Below are 16,986 nucleotides of genomic sequence, written 5' to 3'. Positions count from 1 at the left end.
TCCCATCGATCACATCCACCAACCACATCCACCGACCGTATCCACGGTAGTGCCGGCCGCTGGCTGGCAGATCCACCCCATGGCGTGGGCGTCGGCAAAGCCGGCCAGCGGCCGGCGCTACCGAAGCTGCGCGCGCTTGAGCAGCTTCGCTTCGCGCCTGCGCGCGCGCCGTGCCCGCCAGCGCTCGGCCAGGCAGGAGAAGATCACGTACAGCGCCGGCGTGCTGAGCAGGGTCAGGCTCTGCGAGAACAGCAGGCCACCGATCATCGCGATGCCCAGTGGGCGCCGCAGCTCAGAGCCTTCGCCCAGGCCGATCGCCAGCGGCACCGCCGCCAGGATCGCCACCATCGTGGTCATCATGATCGGGCGGAAGCGCACGATGCTCGCTTCGCGCGCGGCATCGCGTGGTGCCAGGCCGTGCTCGCGCTGTGCCACCAGCGCGAAGTCGATCATCATGATCGCGTTCTTCTTGACGATGCCGATCAGCAGCACCAGCGCGATCATCGAGATCACCGACAGCTCGGTGTTGGTACCGAACAGGGCCAGCAGCGCGCCCACCCCCGCCGCCGGCAGTGTCGACAGGATGGTGACCGGGTGGATCAGGCTCTCGTAGAGCATGCCCAGCACCAGGTACACGGTCAGGATCGCCGCCAGCACCAGGATCAGCATGTCGCTGGGGTCGGAGTTGAAGCCGAAGCCAGCATCGTCGGCCAGGCGGATGTCGCCCGGCATGCGCATGCCGGCCACGGTCGCATCGATGATCGCCTTGGCCTCGCCCATGCTCACGTCGGGGGCCAGGTTGTAGCTCAGGTCCATCGTCGTGTACTGGTTTTCGTGGGTGATCTGCGACGGTGCCAGGCCCGGAACCTGGGTGGCCACCGCGGTGATCGGCACCATGTCGCCGTTGCGCGCACGCACGTACACCTCGTCCAGCGCTGCCGGGGTGGCGGTCTGCGAGGGCAGGGCGTTGACCACCACGCTGTACTGGTTGATATCCGAGTAGATGGTCGAGATCTGGCGCTGGCCGAACGCGCCGTACAGTGCGCCGTCGATGGCGCCGACGGTGATGCCCAGCCGCGCGGCCTTGGCGCGGTCGATCTGGATGTTCTGGCGCAGGCCGGCGTTGTCCACATCGGTGCCGACGTCGCGCAGCTTCGGGTTCTTCTTCAGTTCCGCCTGCAGCTTGGGCAGCCATTCCTGCAATGCGGCCAGGTCGTTGCCCTGCAGGGAAATGCGGTACTGCGCGCCCTGGCTGGAACCGCCGCCATCGTTGCTGGGCAGATCCTGGATCGCGCGCAGGCGCAGCTGCAGGTCGGGGTAGCGGTCGGCCTTGGCACTGAGCCGAGCCAGCGCATGCGCGGTGGTTTCGCGGCGGCCGTCGCTGCGCGACTTCAGCTCGATGTTGAACTGCGCGCTGGAGCCCTGGCGGCCACTGCCCAGGCGCACGCCCACGGTCTTCACCGCCGGGTCGGCCATCAGCATGTCGGTGATGCGGCGCTGGCGGGCGACCATGTCTTCGAAAGACACGGTGGCGCTGGAGTTGGCGCGGCCCCAGATCAGGCCGGTGTCCTGCGGCGGGAATGCCCCCTTCTTCACCGCACCGAACAGGAACACGGTGACGCCGATCAGGATCAGCGGGGTCAGCGACATCAGCAGCGCATGGCGCAGCGAGAAGTCCAGGAACACGGTGTACACGCGCAGCATGCGTTCGTGGCCGGCATCGAGCCAGCGGCCGAAGCGCGACGGCGGTGCAGCGTGATCGTGGGCGCTGAGGAAGCGGCTGCACAGCGCCGGGGTCAATGTCAGCGAGACGATCATCGACACCACGATCGCCGCCACCAGGGTGACGGTGAATTCGCGGAAGAACGCGCCCATCATGCCGCTGGCGAACAGCAGCGGGATGAACACCGCCACCAGCGAGGCGGTGATCGAAACGATGGTGAAGCCGATCTCGCGTGCACCGGTCACCGCCGCCTGCATGCGCGGCATGCCCTCGTCGAGGTGGCGCATGATGTTCTCGATCACCACGATCGCATCGTCGACCACAAAACCAATCGCGATCACCAGCGCCAGCAGGCTCAGGTTGTTCAGGGTGAAACCCATCACGTACATCACCAGCGCGGCACCGGCCAGCGACAGCGGTACGGTCACCGCGGCGATCAGCGTCGGTGCCAGCCGGCGCAGGAACAGCGCCATGGTCAGCACCACCATCGCCAGGCTGATCAGCAGGGTGATCTGCACTTCATGCAGCGACGAGCGGATGGTCGGCGTACGGTCGAAGTACGGCGTCATCGTGGTGCCCGGCTGCAGGTAGTCGCGCAGGGTCGGAATCTGCGCCTTGACCCGGTCCACGGTCTCCACGATGTTGGCGCCGGCACGGGTGAACACGTACATCACCACCGCCGGTTTGTGGTCGAACCACGCCGCCTGGTAGGCGTCCTGCTGGCCGTCGTAGACGTTGGCGATGTCCTTCAGGCGGATCACCCGGCCATCGCCCTGGGTCTTGACCACCAGCTCGGCGAAGTCGGCGGCGCGCGCCACCGAGTCGTTGGCGATGATCGCGGTGGTGGTGTTGCCGTCGCTGAGGAAGCCGGTGGGCGAGGTGACGTTGGCCGCGCGCACTGCATTGCGCAGATCGTCGGCGGTCAGCCCCAGCGCGTTCATCAGGCGCAGGTTGACGTCCACGCGCACGGCCGGCGTCGAGGCGCCGGCGATGTCGACCGAGGCGACGCCGCTGATCTGGCGGATACGCTGGGCCAGCAGCGAATCGGCCACGTTGTACAGCTCGTCGGCCGACTGCGTCTGCGAGGTCAGCGCGATGGCGATCACCGGGTCGTCGTTCGGGTTCGCCTTCTGGTACATCGGCGAGCCCATGCCCGAAGGCAGGTCGGCCTGCGCCGAGTTGATCGCGGTCTGTACGTCCAGTGCGGCCGAATCGATGTTGTGGCCGCTCTGGAAGATCATGAATACCAGCGAGCTGCCTTCCGAGCTCGACGAGCGCATGCGGTCGATGCCCGGCAGCTGGCCGAGGTGGCGTTCCAGCGGCGCGGTGACCGTGCTGGCCATGGTCGCCGCGTCCGCGCCGGACTGGCTGGCGTGCACGAAGATCACCGGGATCTCGATGTTCGGCAGCGCCGACACGCCCAGGCGCAGATAGCAGATCAGGCCAACCATGAACAGGCCGATGGCCAGCAGCGCGGTGCCGATCGGGCGGCGGATGAAGGGACCGGACAGGTTCATCGTGCGGCCCCCCGCAGCAGCCGGGCGTGGATCATGCCTGCGGCTCCTGCAGTGAACCGTTGCGCAGCGCACGCTGTTCGCGGCGGCGCGCCAGCCACTCGGAGAAGCGCTCCATGTACAGGTAGATCACCGGCGTGGTGTACAGCGTGACCAGCTGCGACAACAGCAGGCCGCCGACGATGGCGATGCCGAGCGGGCGGCGCAGTTCCGAACCGATGCCGGTACCCAGTGCCAGCGGCAGTGCGCCGAGCATGGCTGCGGCGGTGGTCATCATGATCGGGCGGAAGCGCAGCAGGCAGGCGCGGCGGATCGCTTCGTGCGCGTTGGCACCGGCACGGCGCGCCTCGATCGCGAAGTCCACCATCATGATGCCGTTCTTCTTGACGATACCGATCAACAGCACGATGCCGACAATGCCGTCCACCGACAGGCTCAGGCCGCACAGCATCAGCGCCAGCAGCGCGCCGACGCCGGCCGGCGGCAGCGTGGAGATGATCGTGATCGGGTGGATGTAGCTCTCGTACAGCACGCCCAGCACGATGTAGATCACCACCAGCGAGGCCAGCAGCAGCCACACCACATCGGTCTGGCTGCCGGTGAACTCGGCGGCCTTGCCGATGAACTCGGCATGCAGATGGGTCGGCATGTCCAGGCTGTCCTTGGTCTCCTGGATCGCACGCACCGCTTCGGACAGCGAATAGCCCGGCGCCACGTTGAACGAGACCGTCACCGCCGGCAGCTGCTGCTGGTGGCTGACCACCAGCGGCGCACTGCTGACCTTGCCTTCGGCCAGCGCCGACAGCGGGATGATGTTGCCGGCGCCGACGGTGATGCCGGTGTTCTGCGCGCCGATGCCGGTGGCGGTGGACGAGTTGGACGAGGTGACCTGGCCGAAGCTGGTGGCGTTGGTGCCGGTCAATGCGCCGGCGCCGTTGGAGGCGACCGCCAGCTGCTCCATCAGTGCGGTGCTGGTGCGGAACTCCGGTGCCACTTCCAGCACCACGCGATACTGGTTGAGCTCGGTGAAGATGGTCGAGATCTGGCGCTGGCCGAACGCATCGTAGAGCGTGTCGTCGATGGTCTGCATCGGCACGCCGAGCACGCTGGCCTTGTCGCGGTCGATGTTCAGTTCAAGCGCGCGACCCTGGTTGGACAGGTTGTTGTCGACGTCAGCCAGCTCCGGGCGCTTGCGCAGCGCTTCGGTCAGTCGCGTGGCCTGGGTCGCGACCGTCGCCGAATCCACGTCCGACAGCGAGTACTGGTACTCGGTGGCGGCCACGCGGGTATCCAGGGTCACGTCCTGCACCGGCTTCAGGTACAGCGCCACGCCCGGAATACCGGCCACCGCCTTCTGCAGGCGCGGCAGGATCTCCTCCAGGCCATCGCGCTGGCTGCGTTCCTTCAGCACGATCGACAGCTGGCCCTGGTTGAGGGTGGGGTTCATGCTGCCGGCGCCGATGAAGGCCGACACGCCGGTGACGTCCGGGTCCTGGCGCAGCGCTTCGGCCACCTGTCTGGTGCGCTGTTCCATCTGCGGGAAGGCGATGTTCTGGTCGGCCTGCACCACGCCGGTGATCAGGCCCGTGTCCTGTTCGGGCAGCAGGCCCTTGGGAATCAGCACGTACAGCAGCACGGTCAGCACCAGCGCACCGCCCGCCACGGCCAGAGTGGCGCGCTGGTGGTCCAGCACCCAGTCCAGGCTGCGTTCGTACAGGCCGACGGTGCGCGTCCACAGGTTCTGCTTGCCGGCCGCCGCTGCGCGCTCGTGCGCGTCTTCGCCCTCGGGAAGCGCGTCGGGCTTGAGCAGGTAGGCGCACATCATCGGGGTGAGCGTCAGCGAGATCAGCATCGACAGCACCACGGCGATGCTCAGCACCCAGGCGAACTCGTGGAACAGGCGACCGGTGACACCGGGCATCAGCAGCAGTGGCAGGAACACCGCCACCAGCGACACGGTCAGTGACAGCACGGTGAAGCCGATCTGGCGCGCGCCGATCTCGGCCGCTTCCTTGCCACTCTTGCCCTGCTCGATGTAACGCACGATGTTCTCGATCATCACGATCGCATCGTCGACCACGAAGCCGGTGGCCACCACCAGCGCCATCAGCGAGAGGTTGTCCAGCGACATGCCGGCGAAGGCCATCACCGCGAAGGTGCCGGCCAGCGACAGCGGTACTGCCACCGAGGGAATGATCGTGGCCCACAGCCGGCGCAGGAACACGAAGATCACCGCCACCACCAGGCCGATGGTCAGGATCAGGGTGAACTGCACTTCATGCACCGAGGCGCGGATGGTCTCGGTGCGGTCGTTGAAGATCTCCAGGTGCACGTCGGCCGGCAGCACGCCCTGCAGCTGCGGCAGGATGGCGCGGATGCGCTCGACGGTCTGCACGATGTTGGCGCCCGGCTGGCGGCGCACTTCCAGCAGCACCGCCGGCTTGCCATCGGCCCACGCGGCCAGCTGGTCGTTCTCCACGCCATCGACCACCTGCGCTACGTCGGACAGCCGCACCGGGCGGCCGTTCTTGTAGCTGATGATGGTGTCGCGGTATTCGGCGGCGCTGGCCAGCTGGTCGTTGGTGCCGATGCTGTAGGACTGGGTCTTGCCGTTCAACGAACCCTTCGGCGCATTGACGTTGGCCTGGGTCAGCGCGCTGCGCAGTTCCTCCAGGGTCAGGCCCATGTTCGACAGCTGTGCCGGATTGACCTGGATGCGCACGGCCGGGCGCACGTTGCCGGCAATCGAGACCAGGCCCACGCCCTGTACCTGCGACAGGCGCTGGGCCAGGATCGAATCGGCGTAGTTGTTGACGTCACGCAGCGGGCGCGTGTCGGAGGTCAGCTTCAGGGTGACGATGGCCGCGTCGGCCGGATTCACCCGGTTGTAGACCGGCTGGTAGGGCAGCGACGAGGGCAGGGTGGCCTGGCGGATCGCCGCCTGCACGTCCTGCGCGGCGATGTCGATGTTCCGGTCCATCGAGAACTGCAGGATGATCGTCGACAACCCGGCTGACGAATCGGAGGTCATCAGCTCCAGCCCGGAGATCTGCCCGAACTGGCGCTCCAGCGGCGTGGTGACCAGCGAGGCCATGGTGGTGGCGTTGGCACCGGGGTACTGGGTGGTGACCACCAGGCTGGGCGCATCGATTTCCGGCAGCGCCGACACCGGCAGCTTGCGGTAACCGAGGATGCCCAGCAGCAACAGCCCCGCCATCAACAGCGAGGTGGCGATCGGGCGGCGGATGAAGATCGTCGAAAAGCCCACGGACTGATCCTTGCTGGCACTTCAATGTCGGCGCCAGCAGGTGCGCCGGCGCGAGGGAGATCAGTGGCCTGCGCTCAGCGCGGGCCACCACCGCGACGGCCACCGCCGCCGGCGTTCTTCTGCTCGGCCGCCTTCAGTTCGGCCTCGGTCGGTGCGGCCGGGGTCTCGCCCGGCTTCAGCGCGGTGACCTTGCTGCCCGGCTTCAGGCGGAACTGGCCTTCGCTGACCACCCGCTCGCCGCCCTTCAGGCCTTCGGCGATCTGCACCTGGCTGTCGCCCACTTCCACGCCGCTGCGTACAGTCTGCATCTTCACCGTGTTGTCGCCCTGCACCACATAGACGTACTCGCCGTCCGGGCCACGCAGCACGGCCTGGGTGGGGATGACCACACCGCCGCCGATGGTGCGCAGCTGCATGCGCACGTTGACGAACTGGCCCGGCCACAGGCCGTTGTCGGTGTTGTCGAACAGGGCGCGTGCCTTGAACGTGCCAGTGTCGGCACTGATCAGGTTGTCGACCACATCCAGCTTGCCGTCGCCGGACAACACGTGCGAGTCGGCACGGTCCAGCGCCGCCACCGGCACCGGGCCAGCGGCCTGCGCCTGGCGCACGTCGCCGAGCTGGCGTTCGGGCAGGTTGAACAGCACGTGGATCGGATGGATCTGGGTGAGCGTGACCAGTGCAGTACCGGCGTTGACCACGTTGCCGGCATCGACCGCGCGGATGCCGGCAATGCCGGTGATCGGTGCGGTGACCTTGGTGTACTGCAGCTGCACCTGTGCCGAGCGCATGCTGGCCTCGTTGGCGGCCACCGCGCTTTCGTACTGTGCCACTTGGTTTCGCTGTGTATCCAGATCGGTCTTGGCCACGAACTGGCGATACTCCGGCGCGTTCGAGCGCTGGTAGTTGGAGCGCGCGGTGGCCAGCAGCGCTTCGTTCTGGCGCTTGGCGGCCGCGGCCTGGTCGTAGCTGGCCTGTGCGGTGCGCGGGTCGATCACCGCCAGCACGTCACCCTGCTTCACTTCCTGGCCTTCGCGGAAATTGAGGCTCATCAGCTGGCCTCCGACCTGTGGGCTGACCGTGACGGTGTTCATCGCGGTCACCGTGCCCAGTGCGCTGGCATACACCGGCACGTCCTGGCGCGTGGCATCGACCACGGTGACCGGCACCGGGCCGGCATCCGGGTCTTCACCGCCCTGGCGCGCACCCGCTGCGGGTTTTCCAGCCTTGTCCTTGCCGCCGCCCATGACGCGCAGGCCGACCACGGCCAGCACCAGCACCGCCACGACCAGCAGCACGATCTTCCAAACACGTGACATTACGAGGACTCCGAGAGGACTGGACCGGGCGGGGCGCCGGCGGCAATGCGCAAAGCATACCTGTGCCACATCGCGTTTCCTGCATGACGGATGGGACGGGCGCTAAGACCGGATCCAGCGCCGGAGGTTCCCGTGGCCGCGGTGTTGCCCTACATTCAGCTGGAACCCCCTTGCTGTGGAGATCGCGATGCGTCGTTCGTTGCTGCTGTCCGCCCTGCTGCTGGCCCTGCCGGCCCTTGCCCACGCCCAGGACGGGCAGCGCCCGGAGGTGACCGCCGCCGCACAGCGGCTGCAGGCCCAGGTGGTCGAATGGCGCCGTGACTTCCACCAGCACCCGGAGCTGTCCAACCGCGAGGCGCGCACTTCGGCAGAGGTCGCCAAGCGCCTGCGTGCGATGGGCCTGAAGCCGAAGACCGGCATTGCCCATCACGGCGTGGTGGCGATCATCGAGGGCGGCAAGCCGGGCCCGAAGATCGCCCTGCGTGCGGACATGGACGCGCTGCCGGTGACCGAGCAGACCGGACTGCCGTTCGCGTCAAAGGCGACCGACCAGTACCGCGGCCAGACCGTGGGCGTGATGCATGCCTGCGGCCATGACGCGCACACCGCCACCCTGCTGGGCGTGGCCCAGGCGCTGGTATCGATGAAGAAGGATCTGCCCGGCCAGGTGATGCTGATCTTCCAGCCGGCCGAGGAAGGCGCGCCGCCGCCGGAAGAGGGCGGTGCGGCGCTGATGCTGAAGGAAGGCCTGTTCGCCGACTTCAAGCCGGAGGCGGTGTTCGGCCTGCATGTGTTCTCCAGCGTGCAGGCCGGGCAGATCGCGGTGCGCGGTGGCCCGTTGATGGCCGCCTCCGACCGCTTCGGGATCAAGGTGATCGGCCGCCAGACCCATGGCTCGGCACCGTGGAACGGCGTTGATCCGATCGTGGCCACCGCCGATCTGGTGGGTACTGCACAGACCATCGTCAGCCGTCGCGCCAACCTGTCCAAGCAGCCGGCGGTGCTGACCTTCGGCGCGATCAACGGTGGCATCCGCTACAACATCATTCCCGATGAGGTGGAGATGGTCGGCACCATCCGCACCTTCGATGAAGGCATGCGCCAGCAGATCTTCGCCGACCTGCGCAACGTGGCCGAACACACCGCCGCCGCGCACGGTGCGAAGGCGGTGACCGACATCTACGAATCGGAAGGCAACCCGGCCACGGTGAACGACCCGGCATTGACCGCGAAGATGCTGCCGAGCCTGCAGGCGGTGGTCGGCAAGGACAACGTATATGAGCCGCCGCTGCAGATGGGGGCGGAGGATTTCTCGCTGTACGCCAAGGAAGTGCCGGGCATGTTCTTCTTCGTCGGTTCCACCAGTGTGGGCATCGACCCGGCGACGGCGCCGGCGAACCATTCGCCGAAGTTCCTGCTGGACGAGAAGGCGTTGGATGTCGGGTTCCGCGCGCTGCTGCAGGTGAGCCTGGATTACCTGCACGGAGTCGGCACCCCGGCGGGGTGAGGGGTGTTGGCAGGGCTTGCAGCCCTGCGCCCGCTGCAGATCAACGTCAACGTCCAAGGCAGAAGCTGGTTTCCTGGGGGTAGGCGGGGTGGGTCCGGTTGAGGGGGGCGCCGTAAATACGTCCATGCAGGCTTGGTCGCGGCATCCATGCCGCTCACACCCCCTCAACCGGACCCACCCCGCCTTCGACAGATTTCCGCGATCTGTCGGAACGGCAGGCGTCATGAACGTCTGAAGGATCGACTTCTGATTTTGATTTTCCTGATCTTTCCCGTGGTGGCAGCCACGCGCAGGGAACTGTCAGGGGTCGGGAGGGCAGGCGGGGCGGGGTGTCCGCGGCATGGATGCCGCGGCCAAGCCCCCAGGGACGGGTTTACGGCGTCCCCCGACCCGCCTGCCCTCCCGGCCAAGCCGATAGACCGCCTTTCGCGACCAGCCAACACAACCACCACGGAGGGGCTCCGCCGTTGGCCGACCCGCCGAAGGCCCGCTGTCGGCGCGATACAATGCACACCATGAACACCCCCCAGGACTCCAGCCTCGGTCGCGAGGTCAGTTACCCGTCGCAGTACGATCCCGGCCTGCTGTTTCCCATCCCCCGCAGCGGCGCCCGCGCCGAGATCGGCCTCGATGACACCGCGCTGCCGTTCGTCGGCCATGACCGCTGGCATGCCTTCGAGCTGAGCTGGCTCGATCCGCGCGGCAAGCCGCAGGTCGCCGTCGCCACCGTGCAGGTGCCGTGTACCTCGCCGCGGCTGATCGAATCGAAGTCGTTCAAGCTGTACCTGAATTCCCTCAACAGCACCCGCATCGACAGCGCCGAAGCACTGCGCGCGCGCATCGCTGCCGATCTGTCAGCCTGTGCCGGTGCGCCGGTGCAGGTGGCATTCGGCCTGCCGGAACTGCGCGAGGCGCCGCTGGGCGAATCCATCGATGGTCTGGAACTGGAGATCGACTGCTACGGCCCACCGCAGGCCGATTTCCTTGCCGCCGCTGCGGGCGAGGTGGTGGAGGAGACCCTGGTCTCGGCGTTGCTGAAGTCCAACTGCCCGGTCACCGGCCAGCCGGACTGGGCCACGGTCAGCCTGCGTTACCGCGGGCCGAAGATCGACCGTGCCGGCCTGCTGCGCTATCTGGTCAGTTATCGCGAGCACGCCGAGTTCCACGAGCAGTGCGTTGAGCGCATCTTCAGCGAGGTGTCCGCGCGCTGCCAGCCGCAGTGGCTGGAAGTGGAGGCCCGCTACACCCGCCGTGGTGGCCTGGATATCAATCCCTGGCGTGCCAGTCCCGGCATCGCCGTCCCGGCCGCGACCTACCGCGAACTGCGCCAGTAACCGGTAGTGCCGGCCGCTGGCCGGCAACCGCCTGGGCAAGCCGGCCAGCGGCCGGCACTACCGGGCATCCGGCTCTCCCGATTGTTCAGCCGCCCCCGGGGGCGGCTTCACATCTGCACCATCCCCATTTAACAACCGCCATGGCACCGTGCAAGCCACGTAGTCATGCAGACGGGAGTTGTGGATGAGTACCGAGAAGAAAGCCGATTTCTCCGGCGTCAGTGGCAGCGTCGACAGCACCGCCCAGCAGGTACCGAAGGCGGACTTCTCCGGCGTCAGCGCTTCGGTGGACAGTACCGCCGACGTTGTGAGCGGCGGCACCTACACCGTGCAGAAGGGCGATTCGCTGTCGAAGATCGCCAAGCAGCACCTGGGTGATGCCAATGCCTGGAAGAAGATCTTCGAAGCCAACCGCGATGTGCTCGATGACCCGGACAAGATTTTCCCGGGCCAGACCCTGAAGCTGCCGCCGAAGTAAGCCGGCGATCGAACGCCGTCCGACAATCCCTGGGAGGAACCCCGAATGATCAAGACCACCCCGCTCCAGACCGCCCTGATCGCCGCCCTGCTGGGCAGCGTTGCCCTGGTTGGTTGCAAGAAGAAGGAAGAGTCCACCGACAGCAACGCGGCACCGGCCGCGACCGCCCCGGCCGAGCCGGCGCCGGCACCGATGACCGGTGCGCCGCCGCCGATGGCTGCAGCCGTCACCGTCTCCACCGTGACCGTTGGCAAGACTGCTGCGGCTGACAAGTCGGTGGCACCGGTTGCCCTGTTCGCGCCGAAGGACGACGTGGTCGTGTCCGTGCGGACCGACGGCAGTGCCAACAATGTCGCGGTTGGCGCCAAGCTGACCTTCCAGGACGGCCAGGTGGCCGGCGAGCAGAACGCCACGCTGAACACCAGTGGTGCCGAGACCACCAACATCACCTTCAAGAATGCCAATGGCTGGCCGGCGGGCAAGTACCGCGCTGAAGTCATGGTTGATGGTAAGGCGGTCGGAACGCCGCAGGAGTTCGAGGTCAAGTAAGTTCTGCCGACTCTCTCCCGGCAGGGCTCACGATGGACGCAGCCGCGAGGCTGCGTCCTTTTTATTGGGCGATGGCCAGGCTCATCCACGCATGGCGTGGATCTACCCGGGCATGGCAGGTGCATGCACACCAGGCCGCCTGCGTAGATCCGCGCCACGCGTGGATGGATCACAGCGTTGCCGCCGTGCAGTACCGCCGCGTATGGCGCGGCTTTGCCCCGCGCGGCTGAAAACGCGACAATGCAGGGGTTTCCCCGCCGCGCGCCCACCCTGACCGCGGCGGGGGAAAGCGACACGGTTGCACGTGGCCCGGCGCTGGCGCCGGCCTTCCCCTGAGCATTGCTACAGAGTCCAAGTCCCCCATGTCCAAGATTCTCTACACGCTGACCGACGAAGCCCCGTTCCTGGCGACCCAGTCGCTGCTGCCGATCGTCGACGCCTACACCGCCACCGCCGGCATCGTGGTGGAAACCCGTGACATCTCGCTGTCCGGCCGCATCCTCTCGCAGTTCCCGGAACTGCTGTCCGATGCACAGAAGGTCAGCGACGACCTGGCCGAGCTGGGCCAGCTGGCGACCACGCCGGACGCCAACATCATCAAGCTGCCGAACATCTCCGCCTCGGTGCCGCAGCTGAAGGCGGCCATCAAGGAACTGCAGGATCAGGGTTACCCGCTGCCGGATTACCCGGAAACCCCGGCCGACGACCAGCAGCGCGACTACAAGGCGCGCTACGACAAGGTCAAGGGCAGCGCGGTGAACCCGGTGCTGCGCGAAGGCAACTCCGACCGCCGCGCCCCGCTGTCGGTGAAGAACTACGCGCGCAAGCACCCGCACCGCATGGGCGCTTGGGCGTCGGACTCGAAGTCGCACGTCGCGCACATGGCCGCCGGTGATTTCTACGGCAGCGAGAAGTCGGCCACCCTGGCCAATGCCGGTTCGCTGAAGATCACCTTCCACGGCAACGACGGCAGCACCGTCGTGCTGAAGGAAAAGACCGCGGTCAAGGCCGGTGAGATCGTCGATGCCGCGGTGATGAGCCGCAAGGCGCTGGCCGCTTTCATCGGTGAGCAGATCGCCGATGCCAAGGCGCAGGGCGTGCTGTTCTCGCTGCACCTGAAGGCGACCATGATGAAGGTCTCCGACCCGATCATGTTCGGCGTGGCGGTCAACGAGTTCTACAAGGACGTGCTGGCCAAGCACGCCGACGTGCTCAAGCAGGCCGGTTTCGATGCCAACAACGGCATCGGTGACCTGGCCGCACGCCTGCCGTCGCTGCCCGAAGCCACCCGCGCCGCGATCGAAGCCGATCTGGCCGCCGAGTACGCACAGCGTCCGGGCGTGGCCATGGTCAATTCGGACAAGGGCATCACCAACCTGCACGTGCCGAGCGACGTGATCGTTGACGCCTCGATGCCGGCGATGATCCGCGACTCCGGCAAGATGTGGAATGCCGAAGGCAAGCTGCAGGACACCAAGGCGGTCATTCCGGACCGCTGCTACGCCGGTGTGTACCAGGCTGTCATCGACGACTGCAAGGCGCACGGTGCCTTCGACCCGGCCACCATGGGCTCGGTGCCGAACGTCGGCCTGATGGCGCAGAAGGCCGAGGAATATGGCTCGCACGACAAGACCTTCCAGATCGCCGCCGACGGCGTGGTCAAGGTCACCGACGATGCCGGCAACGTGGTGTTCGAACACGCAGTGGAAGCCGGTGACATCTGGCGCATGTGCCAGACCAAGGACGCGCCGATCCAGGACTGGGTGAAGCTGGCCGTCGAACGTGCGCGCCTGAGCAGCACCCCGGCGGTGTTCTGGCTGGATGCCGCCCGCGCCCACGACGCGCAGGTCATCGCCAAGGTCGAGACCTACCTGAAGAACCACGACACCACCGGCCTGGACATCCGCATCCTGCCGCCGGTGGAAGCGACCGCGTTCTCGCTGGCCCGCATCCGCAAGGGCGAGGACACCATCTCGGTGACCGGCAACGTGCTGCGCGACTACCTGACCGACCTGTTCCCGATCATGGAGCTGGGCACCAGCGCCAAGATGCTGTCGATCGTGCCGCTGATGGCCGGTGGTGGCCTGTTCGAGACCGGCGCCGGTGGTTCGGCCCCGAAGCACGTGCAGCAGTTCGTGGAAGAGGACTACCTGCGCTGGGATTCGCTGGGTGAGTTCCTGGCCCTGGCCGCGTCGCTGGAACACCTGGGCAACCGCTACGACAACGCCGCCGCCCGCGTGCTGGCCAAGGCGCTGGACGAAGCCAACGGCCAGTTCCTGGACAACGACAAGTCGCCGTCGCGCAAGCTCGGTGGCATCGACAACCGCGGCAGCCACTTCTACATCGCGCTGTACTGGGCGCAGGCGCTGGCCGCGCAGGACGAAGATGCTGCCCTGAAGGCACGCTTCGCGCCGCTGGCCAAGGCACTGACCGACAACGAGCAGAAGATCGTTGAAGAGCTGATCGCGGTGCAGGGCAAGGCCGTGGACATCGGTGGCTACTACCGTCCGGACGTGGCCAAGGCGAGCAAGGCGATGCGTCCGAGCGCGACCTTCAGCGCCGCGCTGGAGCAGCTGCGCGGCTGATCCATCGCCGTCCGCGTGTGACTTCGGAACCCGCGCTTCGGCGCGGGTTTCTTTTTGCCTCCGGGGTCAGATCCCTTCTGCGCGCAGAGGAATCTGACCCCATTCCCCAGCGGCCAGAACCGTGACATCGGTCGGCTGTCGCAGTCTCGTCAAGACGGCATGAAACTTGCCCATGATGGCTGTCGCAGAACGGATATGAGTGGGTTCGCAATGGCCCTCAATCTGAGCAGTCGATCACGACGAAATTCGCCGGCAATGCCCTAGCCTTGGCGACGCGAGACCACCGGGGAGGTGGTCGCTCGGGGAACACGGATGGCACGCGTGCTGGTAGTGGGAACCGACATCCAGGGCGAGCACGCCCTGCTGCAGCGGCTGCGCCTGGCCTCGGCGCTGCCGGATGGCCAGATCCGTCGCAGCCAGGATCTGGACGACTGCGATCTGCTGGTCATCCGCGATACGCCCGCGCTGCGCAATGCGGCCCAGCGCATGCGCCAGCAGCGCCCGCGCCTGCACTGCTGGATCGAGGACATCGGTGGCCAGCTGCGCGACGGCGATGGCCACCAGGATGTACTCGACGATGGCGCCATCGGCCGCGCGCTGCGTGGCATGCAGCTGGCACCGGAGCCCTTGCCCATGCACACGCCTGCACCGATCCGCCTGGCCGATGGCGCGCACGCCATCACCCGCCTGCTGCGTGAGCGGCTGCCGCTGCGCCAGGGCCAGGTGCTGCTCAGCGATGCCGGTGAACCTCTGCTGCTGATGGACCTGGAGCACGACCACGGCGTGCTGCTGCAGGAACCGGCGGCGGCGCTGGTGGAGCGCCTGGCCGATGCGTTCGAGCGACTGCAGCTGGACGCGCTGACCCCGCAGCGCCTGCAGATGCTGGCGGGCAACCGGCCACGCCAGCCGCTGCGGCCGCTGTTGTGGCAGTGGGCGCAACGCAGCCGCCACTGGCAGGCACTGGACGAACGCCTGCGCGGTGCCCCGGTGAAGCTGCTGCGCTGGCCCGACTTCCGCGTGCTCGGCCACGATCACGATGGCTTCCGCCTGTGCTCGCTGCTGCTCAAGCGTGCCTGCACGGTTGAAGAATGCGCGACGCTGCTGGAACTTCCTGCGGCGGCGGTCCGCGATTTCATCCATGCCGCCTACCTGTGCGGCTACGCCCAACTGCAGGCGGCCCCGGCCACGCCCCGCCTGATGACAGGTGGGGCCGGCACCGGTACCGACAGCGGCCTGCTCGCCCGTCTGTGGCGGCACCTGCGCGGGAGCGAGCGCAATGCGTGAGCACAAGGTGGTGGTGCTGGGCGGAATGGGCAGTGGCAAATCAACGCTGGTGCGCAGCATCGCGGCCGGTGCGGTGATCGACACCGATGTGGCCAACAGTGACCGCCTCGGCGCTGACAAGGCATCGACGACCGTCGCACTGGACTATGCCGACATCGATCTACCCAACGGCGAGCGGCTGCGTCTGTATGGCACGCCGGGCCAGCAGCGCTTCGATTTCCTGTGGCCGATCCTGCTGCAGGGCGCGCGTGGCGCCGTGCTGCTGCTGGATGCGCGCCGCGCGGGCGTGGCGGCCGAACTGGAGGACTACCTGCAGGTGCTGCGCCCCTTCGCGCCGGCGCTGGCACTGGTGGTGGCCGTCACCCACCTTGACCAGGCGCCGCACGCAGCACCCGACGACTGGGCCGCACGCGCCTGCCTGGATGGGCAACCACTGCCGCTGCTGGCCGTGGACGCCCGTGACCGCGAACAGGGGTTGCTGCTGATGGATGTGCTGATGGGTGAGATGGAAGCGCACGCGCTGGTGGCTGCGCATGGCTGACGGGCAGGTGGCAGTGCTGCCCGATGCCGGTCAGCGCGAGCGCCTGCAACCGCTGTTGCAGGATCTGCGGCAGCGGGTGGAGGGGGTACGCACGGTGGTGCTGGCCAGCGTGGATGGCTTCGCCCTGGTCAGCGCCGGCGCCGAAGGACGCGGCGAACGGCTGGCGGCGATGACCAGCGCGATGCTGGCGCTGGCCGCAGCAGTGGGGCGGGAACTGGTGCTGGGTGATCTGCAGACGCTGATGCTGGAGGCCGCCGGCGGCAAGGTGTTGATGCTGGCCATCCAGGCCGAAGGGCGCGCACCGCTGCTGCTGATGGCGGCCTGCGACCAGCGCAGCGTGATCGGCCAGGTGCTGTGGCAGAGCAGGGAATGTGGCCAGGCGATCCTGGCCGAACTCGGCGGAGCGTGAGCCCATCCGCAGGGGACCGAGGGGCTCGAACCAACATTGAGAGGGGAGCGACGTGGCTGGATTGACTGAATCGTTGAACGCACTGATGGGCATCGACGGCGCGCAGGCAGTGGCGCTGGTCGACTACGAAAGTGGCATGCTGCTGGGCGAAGCCGGCACCGGCATGGACATGGAAGTGGCCGCCGCCGGCAACACCGAAGTGATCCGCGCCAAGATGAAGACCGCCGCATCGCTGAACCTCAACGACACCATCGAGGACATCCTCATTTCGCTGGGCAAGGCGTATCACATCATGCGCCCAGTGGCGAAGAAGAAGGGCCTGTTCTTCTACATCGTGCTGGACCGGACCAAGTCCAACCTGGCGCTTGCGCGGCGCAAGGTGCAGGACGTCGAGGCGGAACTGGCGATCTGAATCACCGACGTCTGTAGCGTCGAGCTCGCTCGACGGCTTTGGCTCCCCGTAGAGTCGAGCTTG

Annotated in this window: 12 protein-coding genes; 9 read left to right on the top strand and 3 right to left on the bottom strand. The window is 67.2% G+C overall.

Annotated features, from left to right (window positions below; genetic code table 11):
• Positions 1–117 precede the first annotated feature (117 nt).
• The 3 genes from AC5YGJ_RS18320 to AC5YGJ_RS18310 form a co-directional block, all read right to left on the bottom strand.
• On the bottom strand, positions 118–3,240 hold the full coding sequence (locus AC5YGJ_RS18320; protein ID WP_496187352.1) for an efflux RND transporter permease subunit: 3,123 nt from the start codon (positions 3,238–3,240) through the stop codon (positions 118–120).
• A gap of 31 nt (positions 3,241–3,271) precedes the next feature.
• Entirely contained in the window at positions 3,272–6,505 is a 3,234-nt protein-coding gene (locus AC5YGJ_RS18315) for an efflux RND transporter permease subunit (RefSeq protein WP_496187351.1), read from the bottom strand.
• 74 nt (positions 6,506–6,579) lie between these two features.
• Positions 6,580–7,824, bottom strand: a complete 1,245-nt coding sequence (locus AC5YGJ_RS18310; protein WP_309338699.1) for an efflux RND transporter periplasmic adaptor subunit — start codon at positions 7,822–7,824, stop codon at positions 6,580–6,582.
• 187 nt (positions 7,825–8,011) lie between these two features.
• Here AC5YGJ_RS18310 and AC5YGJ_RS18305 point away from each other — a divergent pair, with 187 nt between their 5' ends.
• The 9 genes from AC5YGJ_RS18305 (at position 8,012) to AC5YGJ_RS18265 (ending at position 16,923) form a co-directional block, all read left to right on the top strand.
• Positions 8,012–9,331: a M20 family metallopeptidase gene (locus AC5YGJ_RS18305; protein WP_309338697.1), complete on the top strand. Its 1,320-nt coding sequence runs from the start codon at positions 8,012–8,014 to the stop codon at positions 9,329–9,331.
• A gap of 515 nt (positions 9,332–9,846) precedes the next feature.
• Positions 9,847–10,665 (top strand): NADPH-dependent 7-cyano-7-deazaguanine reductase QueF, encoded by an 819-nt coding sequence (queF, locus tag AC5YGJ_RS18300; protein ID WP_249842668.1) that lies wholly within the window; start codon positions 9,847–9,849, stop codon positions 10,663–10,665.
• Positions 10,666–10,849: 184 nt separating this feature from the next.
• Positions 10,850–11,143 (top strand): LysM peptidoglycan-binding domain-containing protein, encoded by a 294-nt coding sequence (locus AC5YGJ_RS18295; RefSeq protein ID WP_107233252.1) that lies wholly within the window; start codon positions 10,850–10,852, stop codon positions 11,141–11,143.
• A gap of 45 nt (positions 11,144–11,188) precedes the next feature.
• Entirely contained in the window at positions 11,189–11,692 is a 504-nt protein-coding gene (locus tag AC5YGJ_RS18290) for a hypothetical protein (protein WP_496187350.1), read from the top strand.
• Positions 11,693–12,054: 362 nt separating this feature from the next.
• The gene (locus AC5YGJ_RS18285; RefSeq protein WP_496187349.1) at positions 12,055–14,277 is read left to right on the top strand and encodes an NADP-dependent isocitrate dehydrogenase; all 2,223 of its coding nucleotides are present in this window, start codon (positions 12,055–12,057) and stop codon (positions 14,275–14,277) included.
• A 312-nt stretch (positions 14,278–14,589) separates the two neighbouring features.
• Positions 14,590–15,561: a hypothetical protein gene (locus AC5YGJ_RS18280; protein ID WP_496187348.1), complete on the top strand. Its 972-nt coding sequence runs from the start codon at positions 14,590–14,592 to the stop codon at positions 15,559–15,561.
• Positions 15,554–16,102 carry a GTP-binding protein gene (locus tag AC5YGJ_RS18275; RefSeq protein ID WP_249842672.1) on the top strand — a complete coding sequence of 183 codons (549 nt, stop codon included), beginning with the start codon at positions 15,554–15,556 and terminating at the stop codon, positions 16,100–16,102. Before AC5YGJ_RS18280 ends, AC5YGJ_RS18275 begins: the two co-directional genes overlap by 8 nt.
• A complete protein-coding gene (locus AC5YGJ_RS18270; protein ID WP_107233247.1) occupies positions 16,095–16,511 on the top strand; it encodes a roadblock/LC7 domain-containing protein in 417 nt (138 codons plus the stop codon). Before AC5YGJ_RS18275 ends, AC5YGJ_RS18270 begins: the two co-directional genes overlap by 8 nt.
• A 52-nt stretch (positions 16,512–16,563) precedes the next feature.
• Positions 16,564–16,923: a hypothetical protein gene (locus AC5YGJ_RS18265; RefSeq protein WP_107233246.1), complete on the top strand. Its 360-nt coding sequence runs from the start codon at positions 16,564–16,566 to the stop codon at positions 16,921–16,923.
• Positions 16,924–16,986: the final 63 nt, after the last annotated feature.

The organism is Stenotrophomonas sp. CS3K5, assembly GCF_059515225.1.
This window is presented reverse-complemented; position numbering and strand designations above follow the sequence as displayed.

Excerpts from the sequence above, each read along its gene's own strand:
- AC5YGJ_RS18290 (WP_496187350.1), top strand. The coding sequence starts at position 11,189 with ATGATCAAGACCACCCCGCTCCAGACCGCCCTGATCGCCGCCCTGCTG.
- AC5YGJ_RS18285 (WP_496187349.1), top strand. The coding sequence starts at position 12,055 with ATGTCCAAGATTCTCTACACGCTGACCGACGAAGCCCCGTTCCTGGCG.
- AC5YGJ_RS18310 (WP_309338699.1), bottom strand. The coding sequence starts at position 7,824 with ATGTCACGTGTTTGGAAGATCGTGCTGCTGGTCGTGGCGGTGCTGGTG.
- queF (WP_249842668.1), top strand. The coding sequence starts at position 9,847 with ATGAACACCCCCCAGGACTCCAGCCTCGGTCGCGAGGTCAGTTACCCG.
- AC5YGJ_RS18320 (WP_496187352.1), bottom strand. The coding sequence starts at position 3,240 with ATGAACCTGTCCGGTCCCTTCATCCGCCGCCCGATCGGCACCGCGCTG.
- AC5YGJ_RS18275 (WP_249842672.1), top strand. The coding sequence starts at position 15,554 with ATGCGTGAGCACAAGGTGGTGGTGCTGGGCGGAATGGGCAGTGGCAAA.
- AC5YGJ_RS18270 (WP_107233247.1), top strand. The coding sequence starts at position 16,095 with ATGGCTGACGGGCAGGTGGCAGTGCTGCCCGATGCCGGTCAGCGCGAG.
- AC5YGJ_RS18305 (WP_309338697.1), top strand. The coding sequence starts at position 8,012 with ATGCGTCGTTCGTTGCTGCTGTCCGCCCTGCTGCTGGCCCTGCCGGCC.
- AC5YGJ_RS18295 (WP_107233252.1), top strand. The coding sequence starts at position 10,850 with ATGAGTACCGAGAAGAAAGCCGATTTCTCCGGCGTCAGTGGCAGCGTC.
- AC5YGJ_RS18280 (WP_496187348.1), top strand. The coding sequence starts at position 14,590 with ATGGCACGCGTGCTGGTAGTGGGAACCGACATCCAGGGCGAGCACGCC.